This is a genomic window from Alteromonas sp. W12, from assembly GCF_001924945.1.
Classification (GTDB): Bacteria; Pseudomonadota; Gammaproteobacteria; order Enterobacterales; family Alteromonadaceae; genus Alteromonas; species Alteromonas macleodii.
This window is the reverse complement of the sequence record NZ_LQXH01000001.1, coordinates 69,854-86,933: the sequence shown is the minus strand read 5'-3', so window position 1 is coordinate 86,933 and position 17,080 is coordinate 69,854. Positions and strand designations below refer to the sequence as shown.

At 45.7% G+C, this 17,080-nt stretch carries 13 protein-coding genes; 6 read left to right on the top strand and 7 right to left on the bottom strand.

Annotated elements, in window-relative coordinates:
- The first annotated feature begins 141 nt into the window (after positions 1–141).
- A complete protein-coding gene (locus AWH61_RS00355) occupies positions 142–816 on the top strand; it encodes a hypothetical protein (RefSeq protein ID WP_075176626.1) in 675 nt (224 codons plus the stop codon).
- 124 nt (positions 817–940) lie between these two features.
- Here the strand turns inward: AWH61_RS00355 and parE are convergent, their stop codons facing one another.
- From parE to nudF, 5 genes are all read right to left on the bottom strand, one after another.
- Positions 941–2,836: a DNA topoisomerase IV subunit B gene (gene parE, locus AWH61_RS00350; protein ID WP_014975634.1), complete on the bottom strand. Its 1,896-nt coding sequence runs from the start codon at positions 2,834–2,836 to the stop codon at positions 941–943.
- Positions 2,837–2,949: 113 nt separating this feature from the next.
- Entirely contained in the window at positions 2,950–3,531 is a 582-nt protein-coding gene (locus AWH61_RS00345) for a YqiA/YcfP family alpha/beta fold hydrolase (RefSeq protein ID WP_075175946.1), read from the bottom strand.
- A gap of 130 nt (positions 3,532–3,661) precedes the next feature.
- On the bottom strand, positions 3,662–4,474 hold the full coding sequence (locus AWH61_RS00340; protein ID WP_075175945.1) for a metallophosphoesterase: 813 nt from the start codon (positions 4,472–4,474) through the stop codon (positions 3,662–3,664).
- Complete coding sequence (locus AWH61_RS00335) at positions 4,471–4,911, bottom strand: DUF1249 domain-containing protein (protein ID WP_014975631.1); 441 nt, start codon at positions 4,909–4,911, stop codon at positions 4,471–4,473. The genes AWH61_RS00340 and AWH61_RS00335 overlap by 4 nt, the downstream gene beginning before the upstream one ends.
- Complete coding sequence (gene nudF / locus AWH61_RS00330; protein ID WP_014948206.1) at positions 4,908–5,534, bottom strand: ADP-ribose diphosphatase; 627 nt, start codon at positions 5,532–5,534, stop codon at positions 4,908–4,910. The genes AWH61_RS00335 and nudF overlap by 4 nt, the downstream gene beginning before the upstream one ends.
- A gap of 296 nt (positions 5,535–5,830) precedes the next feature.
- On the opposite strand from nudF, the gene tolC reads away from it, so the two are divergent.
- Complete coding sequence (gene tolC / locus AWH61_RS00325) at positions 5,831–7,228, top strand: outer membrane channel protein TolC (protein WP_075175944.1); 1,398 nt, start codon at positions 5,831–5,833, stop codon at positions 7,226–7,228.
- 135 nt (positions 7,229–7,363) lie between these two features.
- On the opposite strand, the gene AWH61_RS20060 is transcribed toward tolC, so the two are convergent.
- Positions 7,364–7,516 (bottom strand): hypothetical protein, encoded by a 153-nt coding sequence (locus tag AWH61_RS20060; RefSeq protein WP_014978274.1) that lies wholly within the window; start codon positions 7,514–7,516, stop codon positions 7,364–7,366.
- A gap of 210 nt (positions 7,517–7,726) precedes the next feature.
- Here AWH61_RS20060 and AWH61_RS00320 point away from each other — a divergent pair, with 210 nt between their 5' ends.
- Positions 7,727–8,581 (top strand): ion transporter, encoded by an 855-nt coding sequence (locus AWH61_RS00320; RefSeq protein WP_075175943.1) that lies wholly within the window; start codon positions 7,727–7,729, stop codon positions 8,579–8,581.
- 113 nt (positions 8,582–8,694) lie between these two features.
- Here AWH61_RS00320 and prsT read toward each other — a convergent pair whose 3' ends face one another.
- Complete coding sequence (prsT, locus tag AWH61_RS00315) at positions 8,695–11,469, bottom strand: XrtA/PEP-CTERM system TPR-repeat protein PrsT (protein ID WP_075175942.1); 2,775 nt, start codon at positions 11,467–11,469, stop codon at positions 8,695–8,697.
- 305 nt (positions 11,470–11,774) lie between these two features.
- Between prsT and AWH61_RS00310 the strand changes: the two genes are divergently transcribed.
- The 3 genes from AWH61_RS00310 (at position 11,775) to AWH61_RS00300 (ending at position 16,963) form a co-directional block, all read left to right on the top strand.
- The gene (locus AWH61_RS00310; protein WP_014948201.1) at positions 11,775–13,565 is read left to right on the top strand and encodes a DEAD/DEAH box helicase; all 1,791 of its coding nucleotides are present in this window, start codon (positions 11,775–11,777) and stop codon (positions 13,563–13,565) included.
- A gap of 129 nt (positions 13,566–13,694) precedes the next feature.
- The gene (cysG, locus tag AWH61_RS00305; RefSeq protein WP_075175941.1) at positions 13,695–15,077 is read left to right on the top strand and encodes a siroheme synthase CysG; all 1,383 of its coding nucleotides are present in this window, start codon (positions 13,695–13,697) and stop codon (positions 15,075–15,077) included.
- 317 nt (positions 15,078–15,394) lie between these two features.
- A complete protein-coding gene (locus tag AWH61_RS00300) occupies positions 15,395–16,963 on the top strand; it encodes a tryptophan halogenase family protein (RefSeq protein ID WP_075175940.1) in 1,569 nt (522 codons plus the stop codon).
- Positions 16,964–17,080 lie beyond the last annotated feature (117 nt).

The following is a 17,080-nucleotide window of genomic DNA, read 5'->3' as shown; positions in this document are numbered from 1 at the left end:
AACACCTTTAGCCCCTGCTGCAGTGCTTTGTTAATAGTGATTGTTTGCATGCCATATGTCAGAACATGCCAGAACAGTGCCAGTCCTGTGATACACTGGGGCATTCACGAGCTAGAACATTTTCAACGTGGAGCAAATTGGGTGCTTTACCACATACTAGGCTTTGCCAGTGCCGCGCTGTTTTTACTGACATGGTTAGGATTATGGTCACAAATTAAGGCCATGACGCGCTTTCGCGTGCCCGTTTCTAGCGAAAGTGACGATGCTAACCACAGTCTGTCACTTAACCAGTTTGGCTCTAGCTATTTTGCCTTTTTCTCAATTTTCCTATTTGGCATTTCGGTAGAGCCTTTCAACCATTACTTGGTGTGGACACGATTTGGCGCGCTCATACTTACGCTCATTATCATTTGGAAAATATGGCAACACAGGCGCACTACAATTTCAGGCTATGTTGCCGCTGTTGCTCTGCTAGCTCTCATTGGTGGCACACTTTCCATTGCTTTTCGCCCTTTCCCAACGCTTGCACAGCTTGGCGCAAATACCTTAATGCTGGTCGTTACCGTTATCTTATTTCAAGGTTCACTGCACCAGTGGTTTGTACTGCAGCGCAGACAAAAAGTGGGGTCGCTGTCATTTGCGCTGTTTCGCAATATATTGATAAAAGACGTTAGCACTTTATTGTTTGGCCTAACAATGCCATTAAGCCAAAGCTGGCCGCTACTTATCCTAAACGGCACCAGCGTAATTATGCGTGGCAGTATTTTATTGCAGATGCACAAACTAAAACGCCGAGAAATTTCCGTATCAGGATAGTATCTCGGCGTTTTCGATTTGCTTCATGTAGCGTTAAGGTTGCTTGTCTAGCGGTCGCTTGTTTGAACAGCGTTATCGATACAAGCTTCTATAAATAAGCACAAAAGCGGCGCGTTTCTGCAATCTACAACGCCACTTCGGCCATATTACCTTTGCTTTCAAGCCATGTTTTACGGTCGCCAGAACGCTTCTTAGCAAGAAGCATGTCCATCAACTCCATCATTTCTTCCGCGTCTTCAATGGTCAGCTGAACAAGGCGACGGGTGTTCGGGTCCATGGTTGTTTCGCGAAGCTGTAGCGGGTTCATTTCACCCAAGCCTTTAAAGCGCTGTACGTTGACTTTACCGCGTTTCTTTTCCGCTTCAATTCGGTCAAGAATGCCCTGCTTCTCGCCTTCATCTAGCGCGTAATACACCTCTTTGCCTACATCTATTCTAAATAGCGGCGGCATAGCGACATACACATGACCTTGTTCAACCAAGGTTCTGAAATGACGTACAAAGAGCGCGCATAGCAACGTTGCAATGTGTAGCCCATCGGAGTCAGCATCGGCAAGAATACATATTTTACCGTAGCGCAAACCAGACAGGTCCGTCGAGTCTGGGTCGATACCCAGCGCAACTGAAATATCGTGAATTTCCTGTGATGCCAATACCTGAGAAGAGTCGACTTCCCAGCTATTTAAGATTTTACCGCGCAGCGGCATAATTGCCTGAAACTCTCGGTCTCGCGCTTGCTTGGCCGAGCCCCCCGCCGAGTCACCCTCTACTAAAAACAGTTCAGAGTAAGAAATATCTTGCGATGAGCAGTCGGTCAGTTTGCCTGGAAGTGCAGGCCCTTGAGTGACCTTTTTACGCGCAACCTTTTTGGTTTGACGCAGACGGCGCTGTGCATTGTTGATACACATTTCAGCAAGGGCCTCGGCAATTTCCGTATGCTGGTTTAACCAAAGGCTGAATGCGTCTTTCACCACGCCTGACACAAACGCGCTGGCCTGACGTGAAGACAGGCGTTCTTTAGTCTGTCCGGCAAACTGCGGGTCCTGCATCTTAGTCGACAGGATATAGGCACAGCGGTCCCAAATGTCATCTGGCGATAACTTAACGCCACGAGGCATTAAGTTTCTAAATTCGCAAAATTCGCGCATGGACTCTAGTAAGCCTTGGCGCAGCCCGTTAACGTGTGTACCGCCTTGCGCTGTAGGAATAAGGTTAACGTAGCTTTCCGTTACTAAATCACCACCTTCAGGCAACCACATTACAGCCCAATCGGCTGCTTCTGTGTTGCCACTAAATGTACCTACAAATGGCGTGTCAGACGGCAAGGTTTCAAACTCTTCTACCGCTTGGTAGAGGTAGTCTTTAAGACCGTCTTCGTAATACCACTCTTGGCTTTCTTTGGTGATCTTGTTGTCGAAACGAATGCGCAGACCCGGGCTTAATACCGCTTTAGCGCGCAAGTTGTGCACAAGTCGACTGGCTGAGAATTTAGCCGAATCGAAATATTGCGGGTCAGGCCAGAAGTGAACACGGGTTCCTGTATTGCGCTTACCGCAGGTATCAATAACTTGTAAGTCTTCGACTTTGTCGCCGTTTTCAAAGGCAATTTGGTATACGTTACTGTCTCGTCGAATAGTTACTTCTACGCGAGTTGAAAGCGCGTTAACTACCGAGATCCCCACCCCGTGAAGACCACCAGAGAAGGCATAGTTTTTATTTGAAAATTTACCACCCGCGTGAAGCTTACATAGAATAAGCTCTACGCCTGATATCCCTTCTTCAGGGTGGATATCTACCGGCATACCACGACCATCGTCGATAACTTCTAACGATTGGTCTTCATGCAAAATTACTTTGATGTTAGAGGCGTGCCCAGCAAGCGCTTCATCCACACTGTTATCGATGACTTCCTGACCCAAGTGATTTGGGCGGGTAGTGTCGGTATACATACCAGGGCGGCGTTTTACGGGGTCAAGGCCGTTTAAAACCTCGATAGCATCTGAATTGTATTGATTTGACATAGTTATGGTTGTTATTTAAGCCAGCGACAAAGAAAGAGGTACGCGGCGCTTAAGCAAAGCGCCGCACAGCATAGGTTTGATGTTAGCAGGGCGAGTACAGACTGGCAATGCGCTTATTTCAGCAAAAACTCGGCAATAGCAGGCAAGTGATTTTCGTAACCTACAAAGCTGTGATCGCCGCCTTCTTCAATAACCAGATGGCTTTGTGCGTACTTTTCAGCCGCTAAGCGGTAATCCAGTGTTTCATCCTCGGTCTGAAGTAGCACTTTGTAATTGCCTGGCGTTTTAATTGAGGCAGCTTCTAATGCTTGGATTACCCCCATATCGCTTTCTACTATTTCAAACTTTTTTTTGCTGTAAGGGTTTTCGTGGGCACCGATAAACCCTTGCAATAGCTCGTAAGGGCGAACAGCGGGATTGATTAACACGGCTTTGCCACCAAACTTTTCAAGCAAAAACGTAGAGAGATACCCCCCCATTGAACTGCCAATAAGTTTCAGCCCGTTTTCAAGCAGTGCCGGTGTGTTCTCAATAAGTGAAATTAGCTGGTCTTCCACTTTGCTAGGAAAATTAGACAGCTCAGGAATGTGCAAGGTAACGTTCGAGTGATGCTGCTCAAAATACGCTTTGGTGGCTTGCGCCTTAATGGATTTCGGCGAACTTAAAAAGCCGTGGAGATATAAAATGTGCTGCATATTTTTCTCTATTTTGTGTTATCTGTTCTGTGTCTTTTTCTTTCTTGTTTCTTTGTCTACGCTAAACTCGAAACAAGTATGAAACGGATTTTAAGGCCACACGCTCCTTTTACACCCTCTATAGCAAAACTCAACTGAGCTTCACCCTAACAACGGAAACATCCACCGAGCCGTCATCCATTAAATTCATCACCTGATACCCCGGCGCTTCATTGCTAACACCAAACTCGGGCCGCATTTCCCACTGCCAACAGGTAGACGGGGCTCCGTAAGAGGGCGTATTGTGCTTTCCTATCTGCTGGCGCAACGGCGAATGTACGTGTCCGTGTATGAAGGCTTTTATTTGCGGATATTCACCTGTAAGCGATACTAACCGCTGAGCATCAGCTAAAAAGTGCTTATCCATCCAGCTATTTGAAGGCAACAGATGATGATGAAGCGCGATAAGATGATTGACCAGCGGCGACATAGTTAACGATTGCTCCAACGCCTGTATATCGCACTCTTTTACTTCCCCCGCTGACGTATGCATATTACTTGTAGCGCGGGTATCCATGCCGTGTATTTGCCAATTGCACAAGCTTAACGAGTCATTGCTTTGTAAGTCCCGACTGCCAAGATATTTTTCAAAGTACGGATTATTATCGTGATTACCCGCCAGCACAAACCATTTTATATTTGCTGGCTCAATATGTTGCTCCATCAATGCAATAAAATGCTGATAGCTCTCAGGGGAATTATCGCCGCTAATATCCCCAGTAACCAGCACGACTACTTGGTGCTTTGCTCTCTGCGGGGGCTCGCTGGCAACTTCTTGAACAATGTAATTTTGGATATCAGAAAGCACGCGTGCTAGTGAATCATAGGGCGCGATGCCCGCATATCCCGTCTTATCTTTGTATTTTAGTAAGTGGCAATCACTTAGCTGAATGAGTGTTATCACGCTTCAGAAGTAACGTTTGAGGAATGTTGCAAACAGAAGTTTAGCCATTCAGCTAAAAAGATATTCACCATGTGCTTTTCGTTACGCTGGCGCATTTTTAAATTCGGATACTCGTACGACGGTTCAAGCGCTCCCGTATTTTGACTATTGATAACCTCTGCCATACGCGCATCGTGATATAAGCGCACCGTCATGCTGGGCGTTAAATATGAGGGCATATCTTTAGTGGTTTGCTTAATGCTTAACGTACTGGTGTAGCGAGCAGACTCTACAATACGTATTTCATAAGACAGGCCGACACCGACCGAAAATTCATAGCTCAAATCTTCCGTATCGCAATCAGGCAAAATTCTCAGAACATGGGAGTAGTTCAGTTCGCAAAGCGCCTGCATTGAAGGAAGATGAGGTACGTATTTTCGTTGATTGCGTTGTGTCACGATGTCTGCCACTGCTCCAGAAGTTGTGTTTTGTGCATAAAGAACCATTGTAGCGCAATTACCGCTGCGGCGTTGTCAATATGGCCATTTTCCAACCATTCAAGGGCGGTATTTTCTTTTATTCGATGTACTTTAATGTCTTCAGACTCGCTTTCTAGGCCGTGAATGCCTTGCGCTTGGCTAGCATCAGTCTTTGCTATAAAAATGTGTAATCTTTCGGTCGTGCCGCCCGGGCTCGATAAATAACTCAGCGCTTTGGTTAATTTATCTAGGGTAATACCTGCCTCTTCCATCGACTCTCTATGGCATACAGACTCCGGTGTTTCTCCTTTGTCGATCATGCCCGCGATAATTTCTATTAACCAAGGGCTTGAAGATGTGGCTAATGCCCCAATTCTAACTTGCTCAATGAGCACAAACTCTTGGAGTTCAGGATCGTAGGGTAAGACCCCCACCGCATGACCGCGTTCAAATATTTCTCGCGTGACCGTGTCGCTCCATTCTCCATTAAAACACTTGTGCTTAAATTGATACTGATTCATGGTAAAGAAACCACGATACACTGGTTTAATGTCGGTGATTTCGACGTCATTTGAGGTAAATGAAAGGAATTCCTTGCTCATTTGCTGACACTTATGGTTCAAATAGATTTATCATACATAGTACATTTACACACCAACCATGTATACGCATGAAAAATGCGATACGGCGTGTGAGCGAATAACAGAAAACTCATATTACAAGTCGTCTATTACTATAATAATTGCGTGGGTAGATCACATATTCTGTTACAGTTAATCGAATACTGTTACGAGTTTGGACTTTCGGTTTGTGGTTGAATTTTCATACACTTGGTTTTAATAAGTCGTCTCAACGAATAAACGACGACGCAACTTGAACACAACAGGAAGACGTAAGCATGAAACGAACACTTCTGTCGCTAGTTATCGGTGTTTCGATGACAACTGGTGCGCTAGCCGATGACCTAATGCAGGTATATCAACAAGCACTGGCGAACGATCCATTGGTAAACCAAGCGAAAGCGCAACGTGATGCTGCGTTCGAAGGAATCAGTCTTAGCCGCGCAAGCCTACTACCCCAAATCTCTGGCTCTGTGGGTTACACCCAATCTGAATCAGAACGCTTCCAACAAGCGGCTGGTGACAACGGCCTTCAAGTATTCACAACAGATACTGAAGTAGACACGCTTAACTACGGTTTATCACTTTCAATGTCTTTATACGACCACGCAAACTGGTTGGGTCTAGACCGCGCAGAGAAAGTAGCTGAGCAAAGCGATGCACAACTTGCCGCTAGCATGCAAGACGTTATCGTGCGTACGGTTACAGCTTACTTCGACGTATTGCGCGCGCGTGACAACGTAGAATTTGTAGGTGCTGAAAAACGCGCCATTGAACGTCAGCTTGAGCAAACACGTCAGCGCTTCGAGGTAGGTCTAACGGCTATTACTGACGTGCACGAAGCACAAGCGAACTACGACAGCACAGTAGCTCAGGAAATCCAAGCGAAAAACCAGCTTGAGTTTGCCCTTGAAGCACTTCGTGTTATTACCGGCAAGTACCACGATCGTCTTTTCGGTCTAAATACAGAGAATTTCTCTGCGACTATGCCAGTACCAGAAACGGTAGACAGCTGGCTAGAGACCGCACAGGACCAAAACCTTGCTCTATTAGTTGACCGTTTGGCCATGGACGTTGCAAAAGAAGATATTGCTATTGCGCGCTCTGGTCACTTGCCAACATTATCACTGTCTGGCAGCTACGGTCGCTCGAAAGATGATGTTGATGCTGAAGTATTAAATGACGACGGCTCTACCACACCGTTTGGGTATGAAACGCCGTACTTGGATAACCAGTCAATTGGCATTACGCTGAATGTTCCAATCTATCAAGGCGGTAGCGTAAGCGCGCAATCGTCGCAAGCGAAGTACAACTACGTAGCGGCCAGCCAAGCCGCAGAGCAGACGTATCGTCAAACGGTACAGTCAGTTCGTAGCTCGTTTAATAACGTAAAAGCGTCTATCTCTACTATTCGTGCTCTTGAGCAGTCAGTGGTGTCTGCAGATAGCGCACTTAAAGCCACAGAAGCGGGCTTTGATGTAGGTACACGTACTATTGTTGACGTATTGGACAGCACCCGTAACTTGTTTGACGCTCGTCGTAACCTTGCGGGCGCACGCTATGACTTTATTCAGTCAGTGGTTACGCTTAAGCAAGCGGCAGGTACATTGACAGGTGAAGATGTGGCTATGATCAACCGTGGTCTTAAGCCAGCAGAAACCAAAACCAATGGCTAACATTAAGTAGTTGATTGCGCCAAGCGCTGTCAAAAGAATGAAAGGGTAGCCTATGCTGCCCTTTTTTATGCCTACTAGTTTTACTTAGTTAATAGCAAAAGCAGGCTCTATCCAAACGGTGATGAGAAAGGAATGCTACGCCGCGGGCGTAAATCTTTTTAGTGCACTGAGCAGTTGGCGATATTCTGCGCGCAAGGCTTCAGCATTTTGTTTTGTTGGCGCGAAATTAGATAGGCGTTCAGCCACGATATGCAATTTCTCTTGCAACAACTGTAATTCATCATCCATGATTATGCCCTTTATTTTTAAGCCTATGTATTTGGCTAGATAAACGTTTAGGTCACGTGTGGCGACACAGGTTTTAAAACGCCTTTTGTGCCCCTACATTTGTAAGCAATAAGTGCCTTTATTCAGCACTACTGATTATTTAGTATACCGCCAATCGCGCTTACCACAAGCCCTTTGGTTATTTGGTTTTTCTTTGAGTGATAAATAGAAATGCAAGCCTCTGAACTTCAAAATAAATTTGAGCGCATTCGAGCCAATAAATGGTTCGAAGCCTTTGTAATTAGCGTTATCGTTATTTCAGCGCTTCTCGTAGGTGCCAAAACCTATGAATTGCCAGCAGGCATGTCATCCGTCACGTTATTCTTAGATTGGTTTATCAGTGCATTCTTCCTGACAGAGATCACCATACGATTTTTGGCTGAAAAACGTAAACGCTACTTTTTCAAGAGCTTTTGGAACTGGTTTGACACACTGATAGTGGTTATTAGTCTCATTCCGGCAGACGATACCGAACTGGCACTTATCGCCCGTTTGGTGCGTGTGTTCCGCGTACTGCGTATGATTTCGATCATTCCCGAGCTCAGGATCTTATTAGTTTCTTTGGTTAAAGCACTGCCCCAATTAGCATATGTCATGCTGTTGATGTTTATCATTTTCTACATTTACGCAGCTGTAGGCAGTACTTTATTCGAAACCATCAATCCCGTGCTGTGGGGCGATATCACTATCTCGATGCTAACGCTCTTTAGAATTATGACATTCGAAGATTGGACCGATGTAATGTACGAGACTCAGGAGGTTTACTCGCTAAGCTGGATTTTCTACCTTACCTTTATTTTCTTTACTGCGTTCGCGTTCTTGAACATGGTGATTGGGATCGTGGTGAACGTGATGGAAAGAGAAAACGAAAAAGCACGAGCAGAAAAAGAAGCCGCTTTACTCGAAGAGCAAATTGCACAAGGAAACGTAGAGCCAACCCTTCAAGATGTAATGAAAGAACTACGAGAGCTAAAGGCGCAGATTACTGCTAATAACGAACATAGCACGGTAAGCAAAACCAGCTAGGCGCGTTTTGCTCCAATAGCATAATTGAAAAAGGCCACATTGACGTGGCCTTTTTCGTTTCTCGCAAATGGAATGTTTAGATTTAAGCTAAGGCATAAGTAAGCTATACGAGCCTAAAGCCCGTACTGCTGCTTAAGCGACTCAGCCCTTTGTTTTGCAGCTTCAGACTTAAACTCTCGACTTGCTAGCTTGCGCGAGGCAAGCGCTTTTTTATCGAGTTCAAGCAACACACTCACGTGGTTTAAATACACATCGTCGTTCGCAATAGGACGTGCAGAAACTTCTTCGTACAGTTTGAGGGCAGCGGCTTTATCACCTTTAGCCACATAAATTTGCGCTAGCGTATCTACTGCGTCAGCGTTCTCACGTTGCAGTGATACGGCTTTTTTAGCGAGTTCTTCGGCTCGAGTAAGGTTTTTATCTTCAAACGCCAAATACGCTAAATTGTTTAAGACAACAAAGTTATCCGGTGTTTTAGTTAGCACCTGCTCATAGGTTTTAATAGCTGCAGCTCTGTCTTTGCCGATTTGACGCTCTGCTAACAGCATGGCACTTGGAATGTCGTTACTGTGCGCCTGAACGTGTTTTTCTAGAAACGTAAATGCCTGAGCTTTTTTACCCGACATCTCAAGCGCCGCTATCAACAACAAAGCGTTATCTGAGTTAGGCGTAGCGTCATAGGCGGCTTTGGCATGCTCTACAGCTTGCTCAGGCGCTTTATCGATAAGATGCAAGCGCGCTATTACGCCTCTAACGAAAGGCAGAGCCTTAACATCATCGGCCGTGCTATTAATGATTTCCCATGCAGGTTTTGCCTGCCCAAGTCGGCTGTGAAAGTAAGCTTTCAATAAGGTTAACTGTGCATCTGGACGTTTAGCCAACACCTTATTGGTTAACGTCAGCCCCTGATCAAATTGCTTTTGAGAGTCGACAATCAGCAACTTACCCAATACCGCATTTTTATCTTGCGGGTAAAACGATAGCCAACGATCGAAAAACGCTGTCGCGTCTTCTACATTGTTGGTGGCGATAAGCGCTTGACCCTTTAAGTTCCAAAACGCTTGTGGCGACGCTTCATTACCTTCGACATCTGACAAAAGCGAAACCGTTTTATCAAGCTGACTGTTCAACGAGTACATTCTTGCAAGGAGAAGTCTTAAGTTCAGATTTGTTTTATTGGTGTTGAACTGTGTTTGAGTATGCTTGATAACGTCCTGTGCGTTCCCGTTTTCCATTGCGAGGGCAAACCATAGCGCTAGCGCCTGTACATCGGCGGGGTTCTTATCAATAAAGGCGCGAACAAAGGAAATCGCGTTATCTTTTTTACCTTCAGCTACCAGTAATTTAGCGCGAGAGTAAAACACCTCATTCTTTGCACCTTCTAGCTCGCTGGCTTTATCTAGATATTGGGCGGCCTCTTGGTAGGCTCCCTCTGCCGTCGCAATATTCCCTAGGTAAATAAGCGGAGCTGCAGTTTCAGGTGACTTTTCATGCCACTCTTTCGCCGCACTTTTTGCTTTTTCAAGCTGACTAGTAGCAATGTAGGCGCGAAGTAATGTGGCTTGTGACGTCACAGACTCTGGCGACTGCTCTACGGCTTGTTCAAGATTAACTAAGCCATCAATATCATTTAGTGACAACTGCAAAACACCTAAACGAGATAAATCTTCTGCTGTGGTACTCACCGCTTCAGACTTTGCCACCATTTGCTGTGCACCGACCACGTTACCGTCTTTTAAAAGCTGATAACTCGCCTTAGAGAATAGTGCGGCATCAATACCTTGCTCGCCTTCTACCCTCGCTAATACTTCAAGCGCTTCATCATTTTCACCGAGCTGCAGCATGCTGTCTGCCAGCATACGAAGACCAGGGTGATTATCAGGAAGACTAGAAGCCACCATTGTCAGGTGACGCTGTGCCGCTTCAAAGTCTTGAATTTGATATGCACTGAAGCCCGCAACCAAACGCACGACCTGATCACTTCTTCCATTTTGAACGGCAATTTCCAAGTGTTCGAGGGCCTTAGCATAATTTTCGTTGGCCGACTCAATGATGCCTTTAAAGGTATTAAGCAGCGGATGGTTTTCATTTAAGGTCAACAAGTCATCTACAATAGGTTCTGCTTTGTCGAGCTCTCTTATTTCAATCAGTAGCGCTGCATAGGCAAATTTGCTGGTTACGTCGTCAGGATACTGACTCACATACACGCCGTAGACTTCGGCAGCTTTACTCGGCTCACCTTTTTGAAGATAAATTTTTGCTAGCTGTTGTAGCACGTCTTTATTGGTGGGGGCTTGTTCTCGCAGCTTCTCGGTGGCGGCTAGCGCTCCATCCATGTCGTTGTCTAAAACAAAGGCATAACTGTCAATAAGGCCTTTGTAGACTGAGCTCGTATCTAGGGTTGATAAATCAGCCAGTAGCGTTTGAGCTTCTTCGTTTTTACCTAGCTGCATTAAAGCCTGTAGCTTATAAAAACCCACCTCGGCTGATTCAACTGCTGACATCCCTTCTGCGCGATAATCTACTTCGGCCAGCGCATTTTCTGCGCCTGACTGTTGGTAAGCGACCGACAATAGAGGAATGACTTGGCTAACAGGATGCCCAAGTTCCATTGCCTTGTTGAGCTCTTTTTCAGCAGCTGAAAAATTACTTTCCTGCAAGTACAGCTTGCCAAGTTCGAAGCGCGGTGCTGCGGCATCGGGCGCTTTTTGAATGGCATTTTTATATTCAACAATGGCGGCGTCGATTTGTTGAGAAGAGGCGTAGTTCCTTGCATCTGCCAAATGGCTTTCCATTGATTTTTCACTACATCCAGATAAAAGCGCGCTGGTCAGCATCACCGCTAACGTTGTGCTTTTAAGTAATGTATTGGGTTTCATTTTTGTCATTGTAATTCCTTGCCCTACCTCAACTTTTTATTGTCACATCGCTACACATTGAAAATAGCGCATGGTGTACTGTCTATTATTTCATCTAAACTGTGCAATTTCGTGGCAACCTTGCCATTATTCGAATATAATATGGTTTTTTGCAACACTGCTGGCAAGCATATCGCGAAATACGCTACGAATACGCTTCATAAACTCGCCCGAAAGGCCAGTTCATCGCTGTATAGCGTCTTGCGATAATAAACCGAAAAAGTACGGTTTAATCGTATGCCGCACCCTCCTTACTTAATGCACCAGGATCCTTAATGACCACAACTGTCGACATGACATTTAAAGACCTCAATTTACCAGAACCTATCTTACAAGCCCTTGAAAAAGTTGGCTACGAGAAACCGTCTCCTATTCAAGCTGAGAGTATTCCTCTTTTACTTGAAGGGCACGATTTACTCGGTCAGGCACAGACAGGGACAGGAAAAACCGCTGCGTTTGCCCTGCCCATGTTGGCAAATATCGATCCTGAAGAACGTAAGCCGCAATTACTGGTATTGGCCCCAACCCGTGAACTAGCTATTCAGGTTGCAGAGGCGTTTCAGGTTTATGCGAGCTTTAGTCAAAAAATTAAAGTACTTCCAGTATACGGCGGTCAGTCGTACGACAACCAAATTCGCCAACTTAAGCGCGGCGTTCAGGTTGTTGTAGGTACACCAGGCCGTATCATCGACCACATTAAGCGCAAAACGCTAGACTTAAGCGAACTTAAGTTCTTAGTGCTAGACGAAGCTGACGAAATGCTTCGTATGGGCTTTATCGATGACGTTGAACTTATTCTTAGCCACGCACCAGAAGAGCGCCAAACCGCACTGTTCTCGGCAACTATGCCTGGCCCAATTAAGAAGATTACTCAGCGATACTTGAAAGACCCTAAGCACGTTAAAATTGCGTCTAAGGTAAGTACAGCTAGCACCATTCGCCAGCGTTATTGCCAAATTGCACCACACCACAAGCTTGAAGCGCTAACGCGTATCATGGAAGTGGAAGTGTTCGACGGTATGATCATATTCGTACGTACGAAAACCGCTACGGTTGAACTAGCAGATAAACTCTCTGCTCGTGGTTACGACGTAGAACCACTAAACGGTGATATTCCTCAGGCTGCTCGTGAGCGCACTGTTGAAAAACTTAAACAGGGTAAAATTGATATCCTTGTCGCTACCGACGTTGTAGCCCGTGGTCTTGACGTTGAGCGTGTAAGCCACGTTATCAACTACGATATCCCGTACGACAGCGAATCTTACGTACACCGTATCGGCCGTACTGGTCGTGCTGGTCGTCAAGGTGATGCGATCCTATTTATCTCTCATCGCGAAAAGCGCTTGTTGTTCTCTATTGAGAAAACCACCAAGCAGCCTATTGAAGCAATGCCAATTCCTTCAATTAGTGAAATTAATGAAACACGTTTAAGCCGCTTCAAACAATCAGTTGCCGAAGCAACCCAAGACGATAGCATTGAATCACTAATGCCTATTGTTGAGATGATTAAAGAAGAAAACGAAGCGTCCCCTGAAGTATTGATGGCGGCACTGCTTAAAATTGCACAAGGCGACGAACCGTTAATTCTTAAAGAATCAGATCGTCCAGATATTAACAGCAAGCCTCAGCGCGACAGCCGCGAGAGAAACTCTCGTGACCGTGATGGTCGTGAGAGAAAGCCAAGAGTACCTCGTGGAAACCGCAAGCCTGAAGAAGGTATGCAGCGCTTCCGCATTGAAGTAGGTCACGTACATGGTGCGAAGCCTGGAAATATCGTTGGCGCTATTGCTAATGAAGCAAACATAAATTCGAAGCACATTGGCGCTATCGAAATTTATGACAACTTCAGCACGGTAGACCTTCCTGAAGGCATGCCTAAGGAAACGCGCGATACGCTACAGGGCACCCGTGTTGCTGGTCAGCGTTTAAACATTCGCGAATGGTCAGATACACCGCCGGCTAAAGGTCGTGGCGATCGTGGTAACCGTGGTGACAGAGCGCCTCGCGGCAATCGTGAAGACCGCCCTAATCGCGGAGATCGCGAAAACCGTAAGCGTAAGAACTAAATAGCAATACATTCAGCCTTTATATAACTAATAGCAATATAAAGGCTGTTTTCGTTGTTTTCTAATTAAAAAGAATTGGCGCAAAATAGTGTCAGTTCTTTTTTTGTATTTGAAGCTAAGAAAACCTTTATGGATTACTTTCCGTTATTCCTAGACGCCAGAAAACTCAATGTTCTAATTGTTGGGGCTGGTGAAGTAGCAGCCCGTAAGCTAGAGCTTATTATGAAGACACCTGCGACCATCACCGTGGTGGCGCCTTGGGTTTGCGATACGGTGAAGCAATTGGAGCAAAATGAGAAAGTGACACTTATTGAACGCGAGTTTGAAAATAGTGACCTCACCCATAAAGATATGGTCTTCATTGCCACAGATAAAGGCGATGTTAATCAACATATTCACGACTTAGCGCGCGCTAACAAAGTGTTGGTGAACGTGGTGGACAAAACGCCGCTTTGCCAATTCATCACCCCCTCTATTGTTGACCGCTCTCCTATCGTTATTGCTATGAGTAGTGGTGGTGTAGCGCCTGTTTTGCTTCGTTATTTACGTCAAAAGTTAGAGACTGTACTGCCTGCTAACTTAAGTCGACTTGGCGCATTTTCTGAAAAATTCCGCGAAAAAGTAAAACAAACGCTTAATGGCGTTACCGCTCGTCGATACTTTTGGGAAGACGTGCTCGATGGTGACATTGCTGAAATGGTTGAAAAGGGCCAAGACAACAAAGCCGATGATGCATTCGAATTAGCACTGCAAGCCGCGGCTCAGGACAAAAAAGTAGAAGGGCAAGTGTATTTGGTAGGAGCAGGTCCTGGCGACCCCGATCTTCTTACCTTTCGCGCCTTGCGCTTAATGCAAAAGGCCGACGTGGTAGTCTATGATCGCTTAGTATCGCCGCAAATTCTTGAGCTTGTACGCCGTGATGCTGAGAAAATCTACGTGGGTAAGGCCAAAAGCAATCACACGCTTCCTCAAGACGACATTAACCAACTAATGGTTGATGAAGCTAAAAAAGGCAATCGTGTGGTGCGTTTAAAAGGCGGCGACCCATTCATATTTGGACGTGGTGGAGAAGAAATTCAAACCCTCATTAAGCACGGTATTGAGTTTCAGGTTGTGCCGGGCATTACCGCAGCAAGCGGGGCATCTAGCTATGCGGGTATTCCCCTAACTCACCGCGATCACGCCCAGTCTGTGGTGTTTGCAACAGGTCACCTTAAAAACGGTACTATCGATCTTAACTGGCCAGCCCTTGCACAGAAAAATCAAACCGCTGTGTTTTATATGGGTTTGACAGGCTTGCCGATTATCTGCGAAAAGCTCATTGAACACGGTCTTGATGCCAATACGCCTATCGCTTTAGTTCAATCGGCGACTACCGAAAAGCAGGCGGTACTAACAGGCACGCTGAGTAATATTGTGGCTAAGCAAGAAGAGGCGCAATTACAGCCTCCTACACTTATTATCGTCGGTTCAGTTGTTAGTTTACGTGACGAACTAAACTGGTACCAATAATCCCTTCCTGCCCCTTTGTGTAAATAAAGGGGCTCTGTACCAGCTTTCCGCTTAAGAACGTCGGCTTCTACTTACCTCCTCTTCAACATTGCTCTGCCGCAATTTCCCAACCGACTACCAACATCTGCCCCAATTATTTCCCTGTGTATTACTGGCAGTAAACAATGCTGCCTGTACTCGTAGTTAATTGCGCTATTTCCCGACTACCGACTAATTATGTAAACGTTTCCACTTACATTTAAGCCCCATTTAATATACATTTAAGAAAAACCAAATCATTAACATTTTATTTTCATAAAGTAGGCTTTGGGAAAAATATGCATCAAGCGAATAGCCCCCTTCGTCGTATTGTTGTTGTAGGTGGTGGTGCCGCTGGCTGGTTAACCGCTTCAATCATCGCTGTAACGCACAAGCACGATGACAATATTAGTGTCACCTTAGTTGAGTCACCAGATGTCAGTATATTGGGTGTAGGCGAAGGGACGTGGCCTACTATGCGCAGTACGCTTCTTAAAATTGGTATCAGTGAAGAAACCTTTTTAGCCCAGTGCAATGCGTCTTTTAAGCAAGGTACCAGTTTTCACAATTGGCGCTCAGACAACGTTGAACATCAGTACTACCACCCTTTCAGCCTACCATTTAGGTACTTTGAAAGCGACGTTGCGGCATGGTGGCAAAGCTACGCAGCAGAGCAAGATTTTGCACATGCTGTATGTTCCCAGGCCGCGTTATGCGACCATCACCTCGCACCCAAGCAGCGTCAAACGCCTGCGTATGCTGGCATTGCAAACTATGGTTATCACCTTGACGCAAACAAGTTTGCAGCCCTACTTCAAAAGCACGCGACAACGGTTTTAGGTGTTCAACGTATTGTGGATCATGTGGATGATGTGGTTGGCTCATCTTCAGAACCTATTGCTGCAATAGTGGGTCGTGAACACGGTAATATTACTGGTGATCTATTCATAGATTGTACAGGCTTTGCGGCAAGGTTAATTGGTCAGCACTATGGTATCCCCTTAACATCTTGCTCCAACGTACTGGCCAACGACAGTGCTATCGCAATCCAAGCTCCCTACGTTGACAGCTCAGTTGATATTGCCTCTACCACACACTCAACAGCTCAAAACAGTGGCTGGATTTGGGACATTGGTTTGCCTTCGAGAAAAGGTGTGGGATACGTGTATAGCTCAGCGCATTGCAGTGAAGATGAAGCAAGAGCAACACTGGAGACCTACTTAAAGCACGACAAGAAAACCGCTGATGTGGATGTTAGCAAAGCGAGAAAGATCACATTCTCACCGGGCTACCGTAAAACGCTTTGGGTAGAGAATTGTGTCGCCATCGGCACATCTGCTGGCTTCCTAGAACCTTTGGAAGCGTCGGCGCTTGTCATGATTGAATTATCTGCCACCCACATAGCAAAACAACTGCCTAGAACATATAAAGAATGCCAAGCGGCTGGTCGACAGTTTAATCAGGCTTTCGAAAAAAAATGGGAAAGAATAGTCGACTTCCTAAAGCTTCATTATGTGTTGAGTGAACGTGAAGCTTCTGCGTACTGGCGTGATATGCGGAACCAAGAGAGCTGCTCCACCCAGTTACAAGATTGGCTAACCCTGTGGAAAAGCCGCAGCCCTATTTCATCTGATTTTGAACTTCGTGAGGAATTGTTCCCCGCGGCCAGCTATTTGTTTGTTCTATACGGCATGGGATTCAGGTCGCAGTACAATGATGTCTATCAAGCCAATTTGCACACTCCTGAACAGCGGCAGGCCTACGCAAAACATGTACAAAGTACTCAGCAACAACTCAGTGGTTTACCCACTAATCGACAGTTTTTGAATCAAGTAGCACAATCCCAAGGTCTCTCAATGCATTATTAACGCTCACTGCCCTTTGCTAGGGTAATGGGCCGGCACGACCCATTACCCTAGCAAAGGCTTCAAAATAGCCTTTGCCTTGTTTTTTTCATTTTCACGCGCATACTCACAAAATGAGTG